At 64.0% G+C, this 19,740-nt stretch carries 15 protein-coding genes and 1 pseudogene; 15 read left to right on the top strand and 1 reads right to left on the bottom strand.

Annotated features, from left to right (window positions below; genetic code table 11):
• The 14 genes and pseudogenes from AC2CQI_RS04445 to AC2CQI_RS04380 all read left to right on the top strand — a co-directional run bounded on the left by AC2CQI_RS04445 (nt 1) and on the right by AC2CQI_RS04380 (nt 16,608).
• Complete coding sequence (locus AC2CQI_RS04445) at nt 1-1,659, top strand: GMC family oxidoreductase (RefSeq protein WP_075803145.1); 1,659 nt, start codon at nt 1-3, stop codon at nt 1,657-1,659.
• Between the two features lie 9 nt (nt 1,660-1,668).
• Nucleotides 1,669-2,715, top strand: a complete 1,047-nt coding sequence (locus tag AC2CQI_RS04440; protein ID WP_075803146.1) for an NADH:flavin oxidoreductase/NADH oxidase — start codon at nt 1,669-1,671, stop codon at nt 2,713-2,715.
• Between the two features lie 16 nt (nt 2,716-2,731).
• Nucleotides 2,732-3,166: a nuclear transport factor 2 family protein gene (locus AC2CQI_RS04435; RefSeq protein WP_075803147.1), complete on the top strand. Its 435-nt coding sequence runs from the start codon at nt 2,732-2,734 to the stop codon at nt 3,164-3,166.
• A 30-nt stretch (nt 3,167-3,196) separates the two neighbouring features.
• Entirely contained in the window at nt 3,197-3,637 is a 441-nt protein-coding gene (locus tag AC2CQI_RS04430) for a nuclear transport factor 2 family protein (RefSeq protein ID WP_075803148.1), read from the top strand.
• A 9-nt stretch (nt 3,638-3,646) separates the two neighbouring features.
• A complete protein-coding gene (locus AC2CQI_RS04425; protein WP_484579310.1) occupies nt 3,647-4,741 on the top strand; it encodes an alkene reductase in 1,095 nt (364 codons plus the stop codon).
• 339 nt (nt 4,742-5,080) lie between these two features.
• Nucleotides 5,081-5,398, top strand: a complete 318-nt coding sequence (locus AC2CQI_RS04420) for a type II toxin-antitoxin system PrlF family antitoxin (RefSeq protein WP_075803150.1) — start codon at nt 5,081-5,083, stop codon at nt 5,396-5,398.
• A 38-nt stretch (nt 5,399-5,436) separates the two neighbouring features.
• A pseudogene (locus AC2CQI_RS04415) lies at nt 5,437-5,859 on the top strand (type II toxin-antitoxin system YhaV family toxin).
• Nucleotides 5,860-6,128: 269 nt separating this feature from the next.
• A complete protein-coding gene (locus tag AC2CQI_RS04410; RefSeq protein WP_484579309.1) occupies nt 6,129-10,220 on the top strand; it encodes an SNF2-related protein in 4,092 nt (1,363 codons plus the stop codon).
• A 206-nt stretch (nt 10,221-10,426) separates the two neighbouring features.
• Nucleotides 10,427-11,611, top strand: a complete 1,185-nt coding sequence (locus tag AC2CQI_RS04405; RefSeq protein WP_484579308.1) for a hypothetical protein — start codon at nt 10,427-10,429, stop codon at nt 11,609-11,611.
• Nucleotides 11,612-11,633: 22 nt separating this feature from the next.
• Nucleotides 11,634-12,182, top strand: coding sequence for an adenylyl-sulfate kinase (locus tag AC2CQI_RS04400; protein WP_075803206.1), 549 nt, complete (start codon nt 11,634-11,636; stop codon nt 12,180-12,182).
• Nucleotides 12,179-12,928: a class I SAM-dependent methyltransferase gene (locus tag AC2CQI_RS04395; RefSeq protein ID WP_484579307.1), complete on the top strand. Its 750-nt coding sequence runs from the start codon at nt 12,179-12,181 to the stop codon at nt 12,926-12,928. The genes AC2CQI_RS04400 and AC2CQI_RS04395 overlap by 4 nt, the downstream gene beginning before the upstream one ends.
• A 5-nt stretch (nt 12,929-12,933) precedes the next feature.
• The gene (locus AC2CQI_RS04390) at nt 12,934-15,249 is read left to right on the top strand and encodes a PEP-utilizing enzyme (RefSeq protein ID WP_484579306.1); all 2,316 of its coding nucleotides are present in this window, start codon (nt 12,934-12,936) and stop codon (nt 15,247-15,249) included.
• On the top strand, nt 15,246-15,842 hold the full coding sequence (locus tag AC2CQI_RS04385; RefSeq protein ID WP_484579305.1) for a gamma-glutamyl-gamma-aminobutyrate hydrolase family protein: 597 nt from the start codon (nt 15,246-15,248) through the stop codon (nt 15,840-15,842). Before AC2CQI_RS04390 ends, AC2CQI_RS04385 begins: the two co-directional genes overlap by 4 nt.
• Before the next feature lie 91 nt (nt 15,843-15,933).
• Nucleotides 15,934-16,608, top strand: a complete 675-nt coding sequence (locus AC2CQI_RS04380; protein ID WP_484579304.1) for a phosphocholine cytidylyltransferase family protein — start codon at nt 15,934-15,936, stop codon at nt 16,606-16,608.
• Nucleotides 16,609-16,614: 6 nt separating this feature from the next.
• On the opposite strand, the gene AC2CQI_RS04375 is transcribed toward AC2CQI_RS04380, so the two are convergent.
• Nucleotides 16,615-18,288, bottom strand: coding sequence for an AMP-binding protein (locus AC2CQI_RS04375; RefSeq protein ID WP_484579303.1), 1,674 nt, complete (start codon nt 18,286-18,288; stop codon nt 16,615-16,617).
• A 216-nt stretch (nt 18,289-18,504) separates the two neighbouring features.
• Between AC2CQI_RS04375 and AC2CQI_RS04370 the strand changes: the two genes are divergently transcribed.
• Nucleotides 18,505-19,668 carry an isovaleryl-CoA dehydrogenase gene (locus tag AC2CQI_RS04370; protein ID WP_484579302.1) on the top strand — a complete coding sequence of 388 codons (1,164 nt, stop codon included), beginning with the start codon at nt 18,505-18,507 and terminating at the stop codon, nt 19,666-19,668.
• The last annotated feature ends 72 nt before the right edge of the window (nt 19,669-19,740 follow it).

Here is a 19,740-nt window from a genome sequence, read left to right as displayed (position 1 = left end):
ATGCACATTGCCAATGGTCCTGCCGGCCAGAACAGTTTCGACTACATCGTGGTGGGAGGTGGTGCGGCGGGTTGCGTGGTCGCTGCCCGGCTCAGCGAAGACCCCGCCAACCGTGTACTGCTGCTCGAAGCCGGCCCTCACGCACGTCATCCATTGATCAAGATGGCGGGGGGCTACTTCAAGATCCACGGTACCGCACGCACCTACCTCTTCAAGAGCGAGCCGACGCCCGGTGCCAATGGCCGGCAAATGCCGCTGCTGCAAGGCAAGACCCTCGGCGGCGGCACCGCCATCAACGCCATGTGCTACAGCCGTGGACAGAAAGAGGACTACGACGGCTGGGCAGCGGCCGGCTGCACCGGCTGGAGCTATGACGAGGTGCTGCCGTTCTTCAAACGCGCGGAGCACAACAGCCGCCTTGCCGGCAAATACCACGGCACCGAAGGGCCCCTGCGAGTATCGGACGGTGTCCACCGCCATCCGCTCAGTGATGCCTTCGTCGTGGCCGCACAGCAAGCGGCCGGCGCACCGGGTCTGCCCGCCGCGTTCAACCACGACTTCAACGGCGACAAACAGGCGGGCGTGGGCTTCTACCAGACCATGAGCTATCGCGGCGAGCGCAGCAGCAGCTACATCGCCTACATCGAGAAGGCGCAGAAACGCCCCAACCTGACGGTCTGGACCGACGCGGCCGTGCTCAAGGTGCTGCTCGACGGCACCCGCGCCACCGGTGTTCGCGTTCGCCAGGACGGCCAGGCACGGGAGGTGAGTGCCGCGCGGGAAGTCATTCTCTCGGCAGGCGCCTTCATGTCGCCCAAGTTGCTCATGCTCTCCGGCATCGGCCCCGCCGCGCACCTGCGCGAGCACGGCATCGAGCCGGTCGTGGACCTGCCCGGCGTCGGCGAAAATTACCAGGACCATGTGCTGGTCCCGGTGGATGCCGATCTCAAGCAACCCATCAGCTTGATGGGGCAGGATCGTGGCTGGCGCGCGGTCTCCAATGGCCTGCAATGGATGCTGTTTCGCAGCGGCGTGCTGACCTCGAACATCGTCGAGTGCGGCGCCTTTTTCGACACCGACGGCGATGGCCGCTCGGAGATCCAGCTCAACGCACTGGCGGCGTCCTCCTGCGGCTGGGGCGATCCGATTCCCCAGGTCCACCGTTTCTCCCTCGCACCACTTTGTAACACCTGCCATTCACGCGGGCAGGTGCGCCTGCGCAGTGCCGATCCCGACGACATGCCACGCGTACTCGGTAACTACCTGGGGGCCCAGGAGGACGTGGACAACCTGGTCAAAGGCATCCGCCTCGCCCGCAAGATCATGGCGGCGCCGGCACTGGCGACGCTGCTCAAGGGCGAGTCGCTGCCAGGTCCGAGCGTCGGTGACAGCGATGCCGAACTGGAAGCCTATGTGCGTGCCCGCACCGGTACGGCGCTGCACCCCGTCGGCACCTGCGCGATGGGCGACGGCGCCGAGGCCGTGGTGGACACCCAGTTGCGGGTCCACGGCATCCAGGGCCTGCGGGTCGCGGACGCCTCGATCATGCCGACCATCGTGCGCGGCAACACCGCGGCGCCGACGATCATGATCGCCGAGCGCGCCGCCGAGTTCATTCGTCAGCAAACCGCCGTCGTGCCACAGCAAGCGTCGGCCTAGAGGTCCAGCATGAGCCAGATATTCCAGCCACTGACCCTGCGCGGGGTCACCTTGAAAAACCGCATCGTCATGGCGCCGATGCTGATGTACGCGGGCCAGGAGGACGGCAAGGTCAACGACCTGCACCTGGCCCACTACGCTGCCCGGGCGCTGGGCGGGGTCGGCCTGATTACCTCGGAAGTGGTGGCGGTATTGCCACAAGGTCGCATCAGCCATACCGACCTGGGGCTCTGGGAGGATGTGCAGATCGCCGGCCTCGCACGGCTGGCGCAGATGATCCGGACCTGCGGCGCGCACAGCACGCTGCAACTGGCCCACGCCGGGCGCAAATCGATGGTGCAAGGCACGATCGTCGCGCCTTCAGCGCTGCCCCACAGTGAACAACAACGCACCCCCGAAGCGCTGACGCTCGCCCAGATCGAAACGATCGTGCAGGCATTCGCCCGCGCCGCCGAGCGGGCCATCGACACCGGTTTCGACTGCCTGGAAATCCATGCCGCCCACGGCTACCTGCTCCACGAATTCCTCTCGCCGTTAAGCAACCACCGGACAGACCGCTACGGCGGCTCCGAGGAGAATCGCAGCCGCCTGCTGCTGGAAATCGTCGAGGTCGTCAGGCAGGTCTGGCCGCAGGACCGGCCCCTGATCGTGCGCCTGTCGGCCGAAGACAAGGCTGGCCCTGGCGGCAACCATGTGGAAGTCACCGAGCGTCTGGCGGTGAAGCTCAAGGCATTGGGCGTCGACCTGCTGGGCATCTCCGCCGGCGGCCTGTCGCCCACCTTCGAGGGCGAAATCGTACCGGGCTACCAGGTGCCCTACGCCGCCCGCATCCGCGAGCAGGTCTGCATTGCGGTCGGCTGCAACGGCTCGATCACCTCCAGCGAGCTGGCCGAGTCCATCCTGTTTTCCGGCGCCGCCGATCTGATCTATATCGGTCGCGAGCTGCTGCGCAACCCGTTCTGGCTGCTGGACGTGGCCCGCCGTGCCGGTGTCGAGCCAGCGCTGGCGATCCCCACCTACGCCCGCGCGACGGGGCCTTATGTCCGTGGCCACTGATAACCGGAGCACCCCGATGTTCAACGACTTGCAACAACAAGCCGCTCGGCACGAAATCCTGCAACGCCTACACGAATACTGCTGGGGCTATGACAGCAACGACATGGCCCTGCTGGGCAGTGTCTTCACCGAACAGGCCAGCAGCGGCGGCATCGTCGCCGACACCAACCTGTCGTGGGGCACTTGGCACGGCAAAGCGGCCATCGTCGAGGCCCTCTCGGCAATTCGCGACTCGCAGCCCGACCGACGCCGCCATGTCATCGACACCTGCGTCTTCGAGCAACTCGACGCTAGCCAAGCCAGCGCACGGGTCTACGTCAACATCTTCTCCTACGCCAACGGCAGGCCGCCGCACCTGGTCACCGTCGGCGAATACAGCTTGAGCGCTCGCCACGGCAACGACGGCTGGCGCCTCGATCGCCTCGACGAAGTGCTGGACAGCGCGTTCTGAGCCCCTCTTCCGACCCAAGGAACTCACCCCATGAACACCTCAAACGACGGATTCGACTGGAGCCAGGCGCAAGCCGTTCTCGACACCCTGCACCGCTATGGGTGGGGCTATGACAGCTTCGACATGGAACTGATGGGCGCAGCCTTCGCCGAAGACGCGACCACAGGTGGCGTTGTCAGCAACTCCACCAGCGGCTGGGGCCCCTGGACGGGCCGCGCGGCCATCGTCGCCGGGCTGTCGGCGATCCATGCAAGCCAGCCCGACCGGCGCCGCCATGTGATCACCACCCCGATGTTCCTCAGCCTCACCCCTGAGCAGGCGGAGCTCAAGGCGTTGCTGACCTGCTATTCCATCCTGCCGGGCGCGCAACCGGTACTGGCGACCACCGGCGAGTACCACGCCCGACTCTCGCGCACGAACGGCAACTGGGCCATCGACCGACTCGATGCCGTCCTCGACGGCGAATTCTGAGAGACCACCATGACTGCATTACTTGAACGCTACCGCCTGGGCGACCTGGAGTTGCCCAACCGCCTCATCATGTCGCCCCTGACCCGTGCCCGCGCCACTGCCGAGGGCGTGCCGACCGCGCTGATGGCCGAGTACTACGGGCAGCGGGCGTCCGCCGGCCTGCTGGTGTCCGAGGCTACCAACGTCAGCCCGCTATCCTGCCCGTTCGAGCGCGCTCCCGGCCTGTACACCGCCGGGCAGGTCGAGGGTTGGAAACAAGTGACCCAGCGCGTCCACCACGCCGGCGGACGAATCTTCGCCCAGCTCTGGCATGGCGGACGCATTGGTGCCATGGGCACCCTGAACTGGGCCGAACCGCTGTCGCCGTCAGGCTTCAACGACGACGTCGACCACCTCCACGTCTGGGCACTGCTGCACAACCACAACTACGTGCGCATCAGCGCAACGCCGTCACGGGCCATGACCCTGGACGAAGTCCGGGGCACCATCGCCGAGTACCGCGAAGCGGCACGCAATGCGATCGCTGCCGGTTTCGACGGGGTCGAGATTCATGCTGCCAACGGCTACCTGCCGCATCAGTTCCTGTCGGCGCGGGTCAATCACCGCACCGACGAATACGGCGGCTCCATCGCCAACCGGGCGCGCTTTCTCGAAGAGATCATCGACGCCGTTGCCGAAGAGATGCCGCTCAATCGGGTGGGCGTACGCCTCTCGCCCTTCACCACCTACAACAACGCCAACGACGACTTCGCCGCCGACACCTATGCCTGGGTCGGACGGATGTTGCAGGACAAGGGGGTAGGTTACATCCATATCGCCGACGTCAACGGCTGGTTCGGCGCCCCCGATCTGGAGCGGATACTGGAGATTTTCGAGGGCAACTTTGAAGGCGCCCTGATCGCCAACGGCGGGCTCGATATTCCACGAGCGCAGACACTGGTCCGCGAAGGACGCGTGCCGCTAGTGGGCTTCGGGCGATACTTTATGGCCAACCCTGACCTGGCCGAGCGCATCCGCGACAACGCCCCGCTCAACGCGCTGGCAGAGCGTGGTCAGTACGCAGGAGGTGAAGAGGGTTACACTGATTATCCACGGTATCGCTGACGGGGTGATCCCACGCTGTTTGACCACAGGTTGCGGGGACGCTGCCCTCTCAATTGCATTGAAAGAGTCGCTCCCCGTTATCGGAGCCCCGCGCAGGGCAAATATCAAAGAATTGCTCAGCCCAGAAAGTCGTTATGGCTAGCGTGGCGGCGAAAGCCTGGTGATTCAGTTCCACCAGGCGCAGCCGCCCTAGCTGCTGCTTACATGCATTGCCTGTATTCGAAGTCGTGCTTTAAGCGCTACAGAGCCCTCGCCCCGCCTATGCTTGATCAGTATAAAGCCAAGAACCAAGTGAAGATTGTTCCTTACTATTCATTCAACATATCCGGGGGAAAGCTCATGCCTGCCATCCACGAAATCGCCACGTTGACCTCGAAGGGGCAAGTCACACTGCCCAAATCCGTTCGCCAGCTGCTGGGCATTGACACCGGTGGCAAGATTGCATTCGAAGTACGCGGGGGTGAAATCGTAGTCAGCCGCGTAGAAACCACCCACGAGGACCCTGCCATCGGTGCATTCCTGGGTTTGCTGGAGGCTGATTTCCGAAGCGGCCGCAACCTCACCACCCTACCGGAAGGCTTGGCGCAAACCATGCTCGCCAACGCAAACCACCCTGTAAACCTGGACGAAGATATCGACGGCGAGGTCGCGATCTGATGGTGCGATATGGCTAGACACCTTTCTTCCATGAAGGTGTGACTCTACAGCTACACAAACTGCAAGAAGCCGCCGCCCGAGCCGAGCAGAACGACTCGCAAAGTTTTTAGAGCAACGCCAACGTCAAGCTATTTCGGGCATTGAGTCATCTGATCATAGAGGCTGTGCCTGCCGACCCGGGCCGTGATGAGTTGCACCAAGGCAACACCCTGGGCACCACCTACCGACACTGGCGGCGGGCAAAAATCGGCAGGAGCTTTCGGCTGTTCTTTCGCTACGACTCAAAATCCAAGATCATCGTCTATGCATGGGTCAACGACGAAAATACCTTACGATCCGCAGGCATCAAATCCGATCCCTACGCCGTATTCGAGAAGATGCTGGGCCGCAGCAACCCTCTTGATGACTGGGATGCGCTGACGGCTGCGACGCGTAGCGACTGGGACAGGCCCAAAGCATAAGCTGCGCGACTGGGTGAGGGATTGCACGTTTGAAACCGCCCCCTCGTTGCGTCCACTGAAGTCCACTCGTAGCTGCTGTTAAAAGGGGTACATCTGGGGGTACAAAACCAATTCCCCATTCATAACCTTTTGATTTATATGAATGCCCAAATGTTCTTTGGTGATCCCGATAGCCTGTGAAGATTGAGGTCTCTTAATGCCTGCCCTGCCCTCTTTGCGGACTACCGCCATGACGTACAATCCCCCGACCACTCCCCCCGAGGTCCAGGATGCCCCACCACTCCCTCTCCCCCAACACCCTGCCCGACTACAGCCGAGCCCTCCTCTACACCCTCGCGCTCTCCTTCCCCGGCAAGGGCAAAACCTCGCTGCTCAAACTCCTGCGAACCATGGGCGTCTGTGACGAAAGCGACAAGCTGCTTGACGTCACTACATTGCCCGTCTTGCTGGAATCGCTACAGGCGCAGGGCTGGGTCGAGACGGAGCAGCGCAGGGAGGGACAATACTTAGTCGTCCCTGCACAGCGCCGCAACAGCGTGCTGCTCAGCCTGCTGCACGCCCCCGACGGCATGCTGCGCCTGCAACAGATCAACGACAGCCTGCCTGCACTCAACCAGTGGCAAGCCCCCAGCAAGCCTAGGGCGCTGCAGGAGCTCTGGCTGAACGTGCTGGGCAGCACCGGCGAGCGAGTGGAGTATTTCCTGCGCGACACGGGCAGATTGTTCAGCACGAATGACTGGGCGCCCCAGCACCCCATGCAACTGCTGCAATCCGACCCGGACGGCCTGAAAGTGTTTGGCCAACTGAGCCCGGACGTCCGCGAAGTCCTGCTGGAAGATCATCTGTGCCTGAGCAACTGCCTGCCTGGCCCGATGAGCACGAGTTACGACCTGGCGTTGGGCCAGATGGGGCACCGCCCGTCCCGGGCACTGGGCCAGCAGTTGCTGGAACAAGCCCTGTGGCGGGGTGACTGGGAAACGCTGGAGCTGTGTGGCGAATTTGCCCCACTGACTGTCGGGCTTCTGCATTTGATGCTGCACGGTGAGATCGACGAGGCCCTGGTGGTCTTGCGCAGCTGGCTCACCGAACAGCGCAGGCAAACCAAAAAGCGCAAGATCGACCCGCCGCCACTACTAAACGCCCTGCACTGCCTGGCGCTTATCGCTGAAAACGACAGCCAGCACCACGCGGCGCTGAAGCAGGCGCTGGTGCTCGGCGGCAAGGAAAACTACGGCGGAGCTTATTACGTCCTCAATAAACTGTACGAGCGACTGCAAGGCAATGCACCGGACCTGTCTGACCTGAGAGCCAGGGAACCGGTTGGTCTTGATGGCCTGCTCCATGCTCTCGCCGTGTACTGGCTGGATGCTCCGTTCGCACGGGAGCAGGCGTGGTGCACGATGCTGCAGGACTACCGGACCCAACTCCATCAATGGGGTTACGCCTGGCTGGCCGCCGAGTTCGATGCCTTGATCAGTGCGCAATTCGGTGTGCCACGGCACCTGCCCGATCTGCACCAGGAGACAGGGCTGAAACCACTATTCGAGCTGCGCCAGCGCCGGGAAGCCTGGCAGCACGCACTCGATGCACTGAGCCAGCTCAAGACCACCAGCGCGCCGGCCAGCCCCGCGGCCAAGAAGAGCTCTCGCCTGGCCTGGCTCTTGAACCCCCACCACTGGTCCACCCAACTTGAGCCGCGCGAGCAGAAATTGGGGGCCAAGGGACAGTGGAGCAAAGGTCGTCCGGTCGCGCTTCGGCGCCTCATGGATGAGGTCGACAGCCTGGACTTTCTCTGTGAACAGGACCGGCAAGCGATCAGCCTGATCCAGGAAAGCCAGTCCTACTATTCCCACGCCGAGTACCAGTTGCCTTTTGGTGTAGCCCTGCAGAAGCTGGTCGGCCATCCGGCGCTGTTCTGGCACGACGCCACGGACGTGCGCCTGGAGCTTGAGTCCGGCCACGCCAGCCTGCACCTCGAAGCTGGAGACGGGCAGATTCAACTGCGCCTCGAACCGCAGGGCATCGGCCCTGACGACACCTACTACTTGGACCGGCAGACGCCCACCCGCCTGCAGATATTTTCGGTCAACGCCGACCTGCGCCAGATCGCCAGGATCATCGGCAAAGGCCTGAGCGTACCGCAGTCAGGCAAGGCGCAACTGCTTGAGGCCATCAGCGCTATCGCCCCGCTGGTGCCTGTCCATTCGGACCTGCCCGAACTGGCGGCACAAGTCGACCACGAACAGGCCGATACCCGCCTGTACGCCCACTTGCTGCCACTTGCCGAAGGCTTACGCCTGCAATTGCTGGTGCGTCCCCTGGCCGAAAGCAGCTGGTTCCGCCCGGGCCACGGCGCCCAGAACGTACTCGGCGAACGCGATGGCAAGCCGTTGCAGGTATCCCGTGACCTGGCCGGCGAGCGCCAGGCCCTGCAACAGGTGCTGATGGCCTGCCCCGGCTTGGCCGCCGCCAACAGCGATGGCCAGGAATGGCAACTCGATCAGCCTCAGGACGCCTTGCAGGTACTCGGCGAATTGCAGGCGCTGGACGGCAACCAGTTGCACTGCGTGTGGCCGGAAGGCGAACGTATGCGCCTCAAAGGCCGGCTGGACCTGAACGGACTCAAGCTGGGCGTGCGCAAACAGGGCGAATGGTTCGTCCTGCAGGGCGAGGTGGCGTTCGATGACGGCAAGGTGCTGCAACTGCGCCAGCTTCTGGAACTGATCAAGGCCAGCCCCGGACGTTTCCTCAAGCTCGACGAACGCGACTGGCTGGCGCTCGACGATACCTTGCGCAAGCGCTTGGATGAGCTGGCGCACCTGGCTGACAAGGTCACGGACCAGGGCCTGCGCCTCAGCCCGTTGACCGCACCGATACTGGCCGGCCTGGCAGCAGAAGTCGGCGAATTCACGGCCGATAAAAACTGGCAGACACTCCTGAAAAAGCTGCAATCGCTGCGCGATTACCAGCCGCAACTGCCGCGTACCCTGCAAGCCGATCTGCGCGCCTATCAGCATGAGGGCTTCATCTGGTTGTCGCGCCTGGCGCAATGGGGTGTCGGTGCCTGCCTGGCCGACGACATGGGGCTGGGCAAGACGGTGCAGATCCTGGCCCTGCTGCTGCAGCGCGCCGCCGAGGGTCCGCAACTGGTCGTGGCGCCGACGTCGGTCACCCTTAACTGGCAAGCGGAAAGCCGGCGCTTCGCTCCTCAGTTGAAGCTGCGCCTGTACCATCAGGAGCGCAACCTCGATGACCTCGGCCCCGGCGACCTGGTCATCACCAGCTACGGCCTCCTGCAGCAGGACAGCGCCGCCTTCGCCGCGCGCCACTGGCACAGCGTCGTGCTGGACGAAGCCCAGGCCATCAAGAATGCCCAGACCAAACGGGCCCAGGCAGTCATGGCGCTGCAGGCGGATTTCCGTGTAGTCGCCACCGGCACGCCATTGGAAAACCACCTGGGCGAGTTGTGGAGCCTGTTCCACTTTATCAACCCGAGCCTGCTCGGCAGCCAGGAAAGCTTCACCAAGCGCTTCACCAACCCTATCGAGCAGGGCGATGCGGCAGCCCGGCGGTCGTTAAAGGCCCTGATCCAGCCCTTCATCCTGCGCCGCCTGAAGAGCCAGGTGCTCGACGAGTTGCCTGCCCGCACCGAGATTACCTACAAGGTCCCGCTGTCCGAGGAAGAAGCTCACCTCTACGAAGCCCTGCGCCAGGAAGCGGTGAGCAACGTTTCCGACTCGGCGCCGGGAGCCGCCAGGTCATTCCGGATACTCACGGAAATCACCCGCTTGCGCCGTTTCTGCTGCCACCCAAGCCTGGTCATGCCGGAATCGACCCTGCCGGGGAGCAAGCTCCAGGCCTTCACCTCCTTGGTCGAAGAACTGCTGGAGAATGGACACAGAGCCCTGGTGTTCAGCCAGTACGTCGATCACCTGAGCATCGTGCGTACCTTGCTCGATGAAAAGCGCATCGCCTACCAGTACCTCGACGGCAGCGTCCCCGCCAAGGAGCGGGAGCACCGGGTGAATGCCTTCCAGGCGGGCATCGGCGAGATCTTCCTGATCAGCCTGAAGGCCGGCGGCAGCGGCCTGAACCTGACCGCCGCCGACTATGTGATCCACCTGGACCCGTGGTGGAACCCGGCGGTGGAAGACCAGGCCAGTGACCGGGCCTACCGCATCGGTCAGCAGCGCCCGGTGACCATCTACCGGCTGGTCGCCGAAAACAGCATCGAAGAGCAGATCGTCGGCTTGCACGCGCGCAAGCGGGACCTGGCCGACAGCCTGCTGGAAGGCGGTGAAGTAAGCGCCAAGCTGGATGCCGACGCACTACTGGCCCTGCTGGGTGGCGGAGCGCCCTGACAGCCACGCGGTTGCGGGTCTCCCGGCCCGCATGATAGCTTCACGAGATTTTCCAGCCCAATCACCAGCTCCAAGTCACAAGCCGTTGGTACTCAAAGCTTTTTGTCAGCGTTGTGGCCTGGATGCGCCGTGCGCCCGTTCCTACCCCGCCCCACCTGATAAGAAGCAATTACGCCCAGGAAGGCTTTTGAAGTGCGACCCTCACCATGAAAACCGTCTATCTGCTGAACAACGTCCAGAACGGTGGGAAAACCTACCTGGAATACCTGGTGCCCGCCCTGAACGCTCTCCGCCACCGATACGAGTGCAGGGTCCTCAATACGAAGATCACCGGCGTGAGCCGGGCCGAAGCGGAACAGGCGCTGGGCTACCCGGTCGAGGACGTCGAGGTGGACTTCATCGTCGGCCTGCGCTCGCAAGTCATCATCTCCAACGATGCCTTCATCGGCCGGGCGATCGACGAGTCCAACTTTGCGGTGTTCATCGCCCACGGCAACGTCGGCATGCCAGTCCGGGACAGGCACTACACCTCCAGCCTGGTGTCGCTGTTCGATGCGATCGTCGCACCCTCCCGCTCGTACTTCGCCCTGCTGAAAAACGGCATGCAACTGTACCGGCAGGAGCGCCATGAGTCCCTGCCCTTCCCGTTCGCGACCTTACGCTCGGACCTGCGCCGCACCAGTGCGATCTCCACCCTGCCGGTGAAGATCCCGGCGATCCTGGACACCCCACCCGACTTCCCGCGCAGCCCCGACCGCTACGTCGTCGGCATCCTCCCGACGCAGAAAGGCATCTGCCCGGACGGCGCGTCGCTGTTCGAGAACATGGTGGAGGTCATCAATGCGGTGAAGACCCAGGTGCCCCACGCGAGCATTCTCCTGCGCCCGTACATGACCGACTTCGAACATCCCTTCATCCAGGAGATGTGCGAACAGCTCGCGCGCTACCCGTGGATCACGATTGACGAAACCAAGGGCCGCAGCGACGACTTCTACCGGCGCTGCGACACGATCATCACCGACGCCTCGAGCGGCGGTGTTTCGTTCATGCTCAATACCTGCCGCCTGCCGGTCTATTACGTGCCGGCCGACAGCGCCAGCCATCCGGTGGTCAACGCCTGGTTGCAGCAGATGGAAAACCACCTGCCCATCGCCCGCAACGGCGAGGAACTCAAGGAGCTGCTGCACGGCTTCTCGCTGCTGACCCCGGATCAGCATTACGCCATCTACCGCAAGTTCCATGAGTCCGAATTCGGCGGCTTCCAGCACCCCGAGGAAGTCTTCCAGGAACTCGTGGAAATGCAGCACGACTCCAGGTTCCGCTATTTTGAAATGGCAGCCGACGGCGCAGTCGTCGAGGGCCCGACGACACCTGCAGCGAGTCACTCATGAGCCTTGCATGGACAGCGCCGGCATGAACATTGAAAACACCGGACACGTAGTGTGGATCACCGGGTTGTCGGGTGCGGGAAAATCCACCCTGGCCCGGGAATTCGCCGACGGGCTCAGGCGCCAGGGTCGCCCGGTCATCCTGCTGGACGGGGATGAGCTGCGCGAGGTGTTCGGCACCACCAGCGACCAGCCGCTCAACTACGGCCGGGACGGTCGCTTGAGCCTGGCCATGCGCTACGCGCACCTGTGCCACGTCATCGCGGCCCAGGGGCATACCGTGGTGATCGCCACCATCTCGCTGTTTCACGAAGTCCATGCCTGGAACCGCGCGAACCTGCCGGGCTACTTCGAAATCTACCTGAAGGTGCCGCTGGAAGAACTGCGTCGCCGGGACCCGAAACACCTCTATAAACGCTTCGACGCGGGTGAGTTGCACAACGTCGCAGGGCTCGACCTGCCGATAGATGAACCGGACGCCCCCGACTGGGTGGTGGAATTCGAACCCGAGCGCTCGGCAAGGACGTTGGCTGACGACTTGCTGCACCGTTTTAATCAAAGGAAACCCGCATGAAAACCGAATGGGACTACACCATCCTGGCTGACGCTTACCTGAAGCGTCCCGACTACGCCGATGCGGCAATCGACGCTATGCTGTCCATCGCCGGCGCCGAGCAAGGCGACCGTTTCTGCGACGTCGGCGCGGGCGTGGCGCACCTGACCCTGATGCTGGCCGCGCGCGGCCTGGACGTCATGGCCGTGGAACCCAACGACGCCATGCGCGGCAATGGCATCAAGCGCACCGCCGACCTGGGCAACGTCGCCTGGTACGAAGGCACCGGCGAGGCCACCGGGCAGGCCGCCGAAGCCTTCGACATGGTCACCTTCGGCAGTTCCTTCAATGTCTGCGACCGCCAGCAGGCGCTCAAGGAAACCGCACGCATCCTCAAACCCCGCGGCTGGTTCGCCTGCATGTGGAACCATCGCCATCTCGATGATCCGATCCAGGCGCGGATCGAAGCCATCATCAAGGAACGTGTCGAGGGCTATGGCTACGGCACCCGCCGCGAAGACCAGACCGCCGTCATCGACGCCAGCGGCCTGTTCGGCCCGGTGGTGCATCTCGATGCCCGTGTCACCCACGAGCAGACCCTCGCGGAGTGCCTGGAAGCCTGGCGCTCCCACGCGACGCTCGAACGTCAGGCCGGGGCGAAATTCGCCGAGGTAATCAGTGCCATCGACGAGTACCTGCAAAGCCTCGGCACGCCGTCGATCAAGGTGCCGTACTCGACCAATATCTGGGTGGCCCAACTGAGATAACGCCGATGGCGCTGCATTTCTCCACCAAGGCGGGAACCCTGGCCAGCCTGCAGGGCCGTCTCGGCTCGGCGTGCATCGCGCCCCTGCTGTCGTTCACCGTGGGCGACTGGCAGGCAGGGCGGCAAGCGTGCTTGCGCGATACCCGTGGGCGACTCGGCGACGCTCCCTGGATCGTGCGCTCCAGTTGCCTGCGTGAAGACGGTACGCACACCTCGGGGGCCGGGGCCTTCCTGTCGCTCGCCGATGTCGACGAGGCGGGCCTGGAGTCCGCAATCGAACAGGTGATTGCCAGCTACGGCGATGCACAGCCGGCGGACGAGGTGCTGATCCAGCCGATGCTGCAGAATGTGCTGCGCGCCGGCGTGGCCTTTTCCCACGACCCGAATACCTGTGCGCCGTACCGGGTGGTCAACTGGTCCGAAGGCGGCGACACCGCCTCCGTCACCGGCGGCATGGGCGGACGCTTGTGGCAGCAGGCGGCGCTTAGCGAAGTTCAGCCTCCGCCACACCTCGCGCCCATCGTCGGGCTGCTGGAAGAGTTGCTGGCGCTGTTCGGCGCCATGCCGGTCGATTGCGAGTTCGCCGTCACCCGGGAAGCCGAGGGTGAAACCCTGTGGTTACTGCAGGCACGACCGCTGATCCTGCCAGCGGCGGCAGAGCCCGAAGCGGACCAGGCCGCCCGGCTGGACACCATCCAGCGCAAGGTGGCCAGGGGCATGCAACCGCACCCTTTCCTGATGGGCCAGCGCACTGTCTATGGCGTGATGCCGGACTGGAACCCCGCCGAGATCATCGGCGTACGTCCCAAGCCCCTGGCCCTCTCGCTGTATCGTGAGCTGGTGACCGATTCGATCTGGGCCTACCAGCGTCACAACTACGGTTATCGCAACCTGCGCAGCTTCCCGTTGATGCCGCATTTCTTCGGGCTGCCCTATATCGATGTGCGCCTGTCGTTCAACTCGTTCATCCCGGCGGACCTCGACGAGGGCCTGGCCGGGCGACTGGTCGACCATTACATCGACCGGCTGCTGGCCGAACCGGCCCTCCACGACAAGGTGGAGTTCGAGGTGGTGTTCTCCTGCTACACCCTGGACCTGGCGCAACGCCTGGAGCGCCTGGCCGATGCCGGTTTCCAGGCGCACGAACTGGAAGCCATCAGCAGCAGCCTGCGCACCCTGACCAACCGCATCGTCCATCCCAAGGACGGGCTGTGGCGGGCCGATGCCGCCAAGCTGGAAACGCTCCAGGCACGCCGTGAAGAGCTGCTGGCGTCCAACGCCGATCCGCTGGAGCGCATCTACTGGCTCCTGGAGGATGCCAAGCGCTATGGCACCCTGCCCTTCGCTGGCCTGGCGCGGGCCGGCTTCGTCGCGGTGCAGATGCTCAAGTCGCTGGTCACGGTCGGGGTGTTCTCCCAGGCCGACTACGACTGTTTCATGGGCGGTGTCTCGACCGTCAGTGGCCAGTTGGCGCGGGATCGCGCCACCCTGGACAAGGCGACCTTCCTGGCCCGCTACGGCCACCTGCGTCCGGGCACCTATGACATCCTCTCGCCACGCTACGACGAGGCGCCGGAGCAGTATTTCGACTGGAGCCAGCGCCCTGCCGTGCCCGAGCCAGCCAAACCCTTCTCGCTGACCCTGCCGCAGATGCGCGAAATCGTCCGGCAACTGGAGGCACACGGGCTACAGCCCGACCCGGTCGGCCTGCTGGACTTCATGCAAAGCGGGATAGAACTGCGCGAGCTGGCCAAGTTCCACTTCACCCGCAACCTCTCCGACGCCCTGGCGCTGATTGCCGAAGTAGGCGCCCAGCACGGTATCAGCCGTGAAGACATGGCCTATTGCGACATCAATGCGCTGAAGGAAATGCACGTCGCGGCAACGGACCCCAAGGCGCTGCTGTTGCACAGCATCGAGCAGGGCAAGGACCGTTACCAACGGACCCTCAGGCTGTCGCTGCCCCCCGTGATTACCTGTCCGGAAGACATCTGGTCCTTCGAATGGCCGGAAACCGCGCCCAATTTCATCACCCAGAAGCAGGTGACCGCGCACGTGGTCGGCAGTGATGACCGGGACAAGCTGGCCGGGGCGATTGTCTGCATCCCCAACGCCGATCCCGGATTCGACTGGTTGTTCGCCTACCCGATCGCCGGCCTGGTCACCGCCTGGGGCGGCGCCAACTCGCATATGGCGATCCGTGCGGGCGAACTGGGCCTGCCGGCAGTCATTGGTACCGGCGAAGTCCTTTATCGCCGCTGCTCGGCAGCACAACGCCTGCACCTGGACTGCGCCGGGCGCCTGGTGGAGGTACTGGCGTGAAGGTGGTCGCGGTCAGCCAGCGCGTGGATGTGCTTGCCGAGCGCGGCGAAACCCGCGACGCACTCGACCAGCGCTTGGTGGACTTCCTCCTGACGGGCGGGTTCCTGCCGGTGCCGGTACCCAATACCCTGTCCGCAACAGCGGATGCCCTGCAGACCTGGCTCGACCGCCTGGCACCGCAGGCCATCGTGCTGTCGGGCGGCAATGACCTTGGCGAGCAGCCGGCTCGAGACATGACCGAAGCCCGGTTGCTCGAGCATGCCCGGGCCAACCATCTGCCGGTCCTCGGCATTTGCCGGGGCATGCAGATGCTCGGGCACTGGGCCGGCAGCCGCCTGAAACCGGTGAGCGGCCATGTCCGCACCCGGCATCGGCTGTCAGGCCGGATCGTCGCCGAAGTGAACAGCTATCATGGCCTTGCCTTGGCCGATTGCCCGGAGGATTTCGACGTGCTGGCCCGCAGCGAAGACGGTGAAATCGAAGCCATCGGCCACCGCAGCCTGCCCTGGGAAGGCTGGATGTGGCACCCCGAACGGGAACAGGTGTTCGCCGTCCATGACCTCGCCCGACTGCGAGCCCTGTTCGGCGAATGAAGATCCCCGGGCGTACCCTGCGCTCATTCGAATTTCACGAGGTGAAACAGCTGTGAAAGCCATTATCCTGGCTGCCGGACGAGGCAGCCGCATGAAAAGCCTCACCGACGAACGCCCCAAGTGCATGGTCGAGCTGCGTGGCCAGACATTGCTGGCGTGGCAGCTTGCAGCGCTGCGCGAGGCGGGGATCGACGAAATCGCCATCGTCACCGGCTACAAACGCGAATTGCTGGCGGACCAGGGCCTGCTGGAGTTCCACAACCCGCGCTGGGCACAGACCAACATGGTCTCGTCCCTGGCCTGCGCCGAATCCTGGCTGCAGCACGAACCCTGCATCGTCAGCTACTCCGACATCTTCTACAGCCCGGCGGCGGTGCGCTCGCTGATGGACAGTAGCGACGCCCTGGCAATTACCTACGACCCGAACTGGCTGGCCCTGTGGACCGAGCGCTTCGGCGATCCCTTGCTCGATGCCGAGACCTTCCGCCTGACGCCTGCCGGCCACCTGGCCGAGATCGGCAACAAGCCGGTCTCGGTAGACGACGTCCAGGGCCAGTACATGGGCCTGCTGCGCTTCACCCCCGAAGGCTGGGCGGAAATCACCCGGCTACGTGCCGCCCTGCCCCCGGAACTACGGGACAAGGCGCACATGACCGGCACCCTGCAGCAAGTGCTGGATGCCGGACGGGTGCCGGTGCGGGCGTTCGCCTATACCGGCGAATGGGGCGAGGTGGACTCTGGCGAGGATTTGCACCTTTACCAATAGAGCCACTCAGCCCTGCCTGAGCTCCTCGATGCTGATCTCGCGCATCCGGAACTTCTGCACCTTCCCCGTCACCGTCATCGGGAACTCCTCGACGAAGCGGAAATAGCGCGGCGTCTTGAAGTGGGCAATGCGGCTCTTGCACCAGGCCTGCAGCTCCACATCGGTGGCGCTGTGCCCCGGATGGAACTTGATCCAGGCGACGATCTCCTCGCCGTAGCGCTCGTCGGGAATACCGATCACCTGCACATCCGCCACCGCCGGGTGGGTGAAGAAGAACTCCTCCAGCTCCCGCGGATAGATGTTCTCGCCGCCACGAATGATCATGTCCTTGTTGCGCCCGGCGATGCACACGTAGCCCTGCCCGTCCATGCTCGCCAGGTCGCCGGTGTGCATCCAGCCCGCCGGGTCGATGGCTTCGGCGGTCGCGGAAGGATTGCCCCAGTAACCGAGCATCACGCTGTAGCCCCGGGTGCACAGCTCGCCGATCTGCCCGCGCGGGACCACGCAGCCATGCTCGTCGACGATCTTGCTTTCCAGTTGCGGCTGGGTCCGCCCGACGGTGGTCACGCGCAGCTCCAGTTCGTCGTCCGGGCCGGTCTGCAGCGATACCGGGCTGGTCTCGGTCATGCCGTAGGCGATCTGCACTTCGCTCATGTGCAGCTCGCTGATCACCCGGCGCATCACCTCAATCGGGCAAATGGCCCCGGCCATGATCCCGGTGCGCAGGCACGACAGGTCATAGTCGGCACGCTGCGGCTGGTCGAGCACGGCGATGAACATGGTCGGCACGCCATACAACGCGGTGGCGCGTTCCTCGGCCACGGCCTGCAGGGTCAGGGCCGGGTCGAAGGCGTCGTTGGGGTAGATCATGGTGCTGCCATGGGTCATGCAGCCAAGGTTGCCCATGACCATGCCGAAGCAGTGGTACAGCGGCACCGGGATCACCATGCGGTCATGCTCGGTGAGGCCCAGGCTCTCGCCGACCATGTAGCCGTTGTTGAGGATGTTGTAGTGGCTGAGGGTGGCGCCCTTGGGGAAGCCGGTGGTGCCGGAGGTGTACTGGATATTCACCGCCTGGTCGAACTGCAGGCTGCTCTGCCGGGCGTGATAGTCGTCGGCTCCGACCTTGTCGCCCCACTCCCCCAGTCCGTCCCAGGCAAGGAAGCCCGCTGGCGGCGCGCTGGCCAGGCTGATCACCCCGCGCAGGTCCGGCAGGCGCTCGCAGTTGAACTGCCCCGGCGCCTGGTGCGCCATCTCCGGCAGGAGCTCGGCGAGCATGGCGTGGTAATCCGAACTCTTGAAAGCTCCGGCACAGATCAGCCACTGGCAGCCGGACTGCTTGAGCGCGTATTCCAGCTCGCTGGTGCGATAGGCCGGGTTGATATTGACCAGGATGATCCCGGCCTTGGCGCTGGCGAACTGGGCAATGCACCACTGCGCACAGTTGGGCGCCCAGATGCCGAGACGGTCGCCGCTCTTCAGGCCCAGGGCCATGAAAGCGCGGGCATGCAGGTCGACGGCGGCAGCCAGTTCGGCCCAGGTGTAGCGCAGCTGCTGATGGCGGACCACCAGCGCCTCGCGCTCGCCGAAGCGCGCCACGGTACGGTCGAAGGCCTGGCCGATGGTCATGGCCAGCAAGGGCTTGTCCTGGCGACCCTGGGTGTAGCTCGGTTGATTCATGGCGTTCCCTTTTTGTGTTTGTTCTGGGAGCTGATCGGGGCGGGAACTACTCTCGCCTAAATTAACGTTAACGTAAAGGTCACCTTGACGATTGACAGGCCACCAGCGCAGGTTTACGTTAACGTAAAGGTGAAATACACAGTGCGGCTAGAATCACTGGTCGCCACCCCTGCTACTCCGCCCCATCCAAGAACAAACAATAGAAGGTGCCCGAGCATGCTTTATCCCTCCCTGAACTTCGCCCTTGGTGAAACCATCGACATGCTGCGCGAGCAGGTGCAGGCCTTCGTCGCCAGCGAACTGGCGCCCCGCGCCGCGCAGATCGACCACGACAACCTGTTCCCCGCCGACATGTGGCGCAAGTTCGGCGACATGGGCCTGCTCGGCGTGACCGTCAGCGAAGAATACGGCGGTGCCGGCCTGGGCTACCTGGCCCACGTAGTGGCGATGGAAGAAATCAGCCGTGGCTCGGCCTCGGTCGCCCTCTCCTACGGCGCCCATTCCAACCTCTGCGTGAACCAGATCAACCGCAACGGCACCCATGAACAGAAAGCCAAATACCTGCCGAAACTGATCAGCGGCGAGCATATCGGCGCCCTGGCCATGAGCGAGCCGAATGCCGGCTCCGACGTAGTCTCGATGAAGCTGCGCGCCGACAAGCGTGGCGACCGCTTCGTCCTCAATGGCAGCAAGACCTGGATCACCAACGGTCCGGACGCCAACACCTACGTGATCTACGCCAAGACCGACCTGGAGAAAGGCCCCCACGGCATCACCGCCTTTATCGTCGAGCGTGACTGGAAGGGCTTCAGCCGCAGCAACAAGTTCGACAAGCTGGGCATGCGCGGTTCCAACACCTGCGAGCTGTTCTTCGACGATGTCGAGGTGCCGGAAGAGAACATCCTCGGCAAGCTCAATGGCGGCGTGAAGGTGCTGATGAGCGGCCTGGACTACGAGCGTGTGGTGCTCTCCGGCGGCCCTACCGGGATCATGCAATCCTGCATGGACCTCGTCGTGCCCTATATCCACGACCGCAAGCAGTTCGGCCAGAGCATCGGCGAGTTCCAGCTGATCCAGGGCAAGATCGCCGACATGTACACCCAGCTCAACGCCAGCCGCGCCTACCTGTACGCCGTGGCCCAGGCTTGCGACCGTGGCGAGACCACGCGCAAGGACGCCGCCGGGGTGATCCTCTACACCGCCGAGCGCGCCACGCAGATGGCCCTGGAAGCGATCCAGATCCTCGGCGGCAACGGCTACATCAACGAATTCCCGGCCGGCCGCCTGCTGCGTGACGCCAAGCTCTACGAGATCGGCGCCGGCACCAGCGAGATCCGTCGCATGCTGATCGGCCGCGAACTGTTCAACGAGACCCGCTAGGGGCAGCTGCAAGCTTCAAGCGCCAAGCTGCAAGAAAAAAGCGGCTTGCATCCGATCCACTCTTGCAGCTTG

The organism is Pseudomonas sp. P2S-1, assembly GCF_057197725.1.
Note: the sequence above shows the minus strand (reverse complement) of the source record. Positions and strands in the feature narration are given on the sequence as shown.

Bases quoted from the DNA above. Each gene is read 5' to 3' on its own strand.
- AC2CQI_RS04445 (WP_075803145.1), top strand. From the start codon at position 1: ATGCACATTGCCAATGGTCCTGCCGGCCAGAACAGTTTCGACTACATC.
- AC2CQI_RS04440 (WP_075803146.1), top strand. From the start codon at position 1,669: ATGAGCCAGATATTCCAGCCACTGACCCTGCGCGGGGTCACCTTGAAA.
- AC2CQI_RS04435 (WP_075803147.1), top strand. From the start codon at position 2,732: ATGTTCAACGACTTGCAACAACAAGCCGCTCGGCACGAAATCCTGCAA.
- AC2CQI_RS04430 (WP_075803148.1), top strand. From the start codon at position 3,197: ATGAACACCTCAAACGACGGATTCGACTGGAGCCAGGCGCAAGCCGTT.
- AC2CQI_RS04425 (WP_484579310.1), top strand. From the start codon at position 3,647: ATGACTGCATTACTTGAACGCTACCGCCTGGGCGACCTGGAGTTGCCC.
- AC2CQI_RS04420 (WP_075803150.1), top strand. From the start codon at position 5,081: ATGCCTGCCATCCACGAAATCGCCACGTTGACCTCGAAGGGGCAAGTC.
- AC2CQI_RS04410 (WP_484579309.1), top strand. From the start codon at position 6,129: ATGCCCCACCACTCCCTCTCCCCCAACACCCTGCCCGACTACAGCCGA.
- AC2CQI_RS04405 (WP_484579308.1), top strand. From the start codon at position 10,427: ATGAAAACCGTCTATCTGCTGAACAACGTCCAGAACGGTGGGAAAACC.
- AC2CQI_RS04400 (WP_075803206.1), top strand. From the start codon at position 11,634: ATGAACATTGAAAACACCGGACACGTAGTGTGGATCACCGGGTTGTCG.
- AC2CQI_RS04395 (WP_484579307.1), top strand. From the start codon at position 12,179: ATGAAAACCGAATGGGACTACACCATCCTGGCTGACGCTTACCTGAAG.
- AC2CQI_RS04390 (WP_484579306.1), top strand. From the start codon at position 12,934: ATGGCGCTGCATTTCTCCACCAAGGCGGGAACCCTGGCCAGCCTGCAG.
- AC2CQI_RS04380 (WP_484579304.1), top strand. From the start codon at position 15,934: ATGAAAAGCCTCACCGACGAACGCCCCAAGTGCATGGTCGAGCTGCGT.
- AC2CQI_RS04375 (WP_484579303.1), bottom strand. From the start codon at position 18,288: ATGAATCAACCGAGCTACACCCAGGGTCGCCAGGACAAGCCCTTGCTG.
- AC2CQI_RS04370 (WP_484579302.1), top strand. From the start codon at position 18,505: ATGCTTTATCCCTCCCTGAACTTCGCCCTTGGTGAAACCATCGACATG.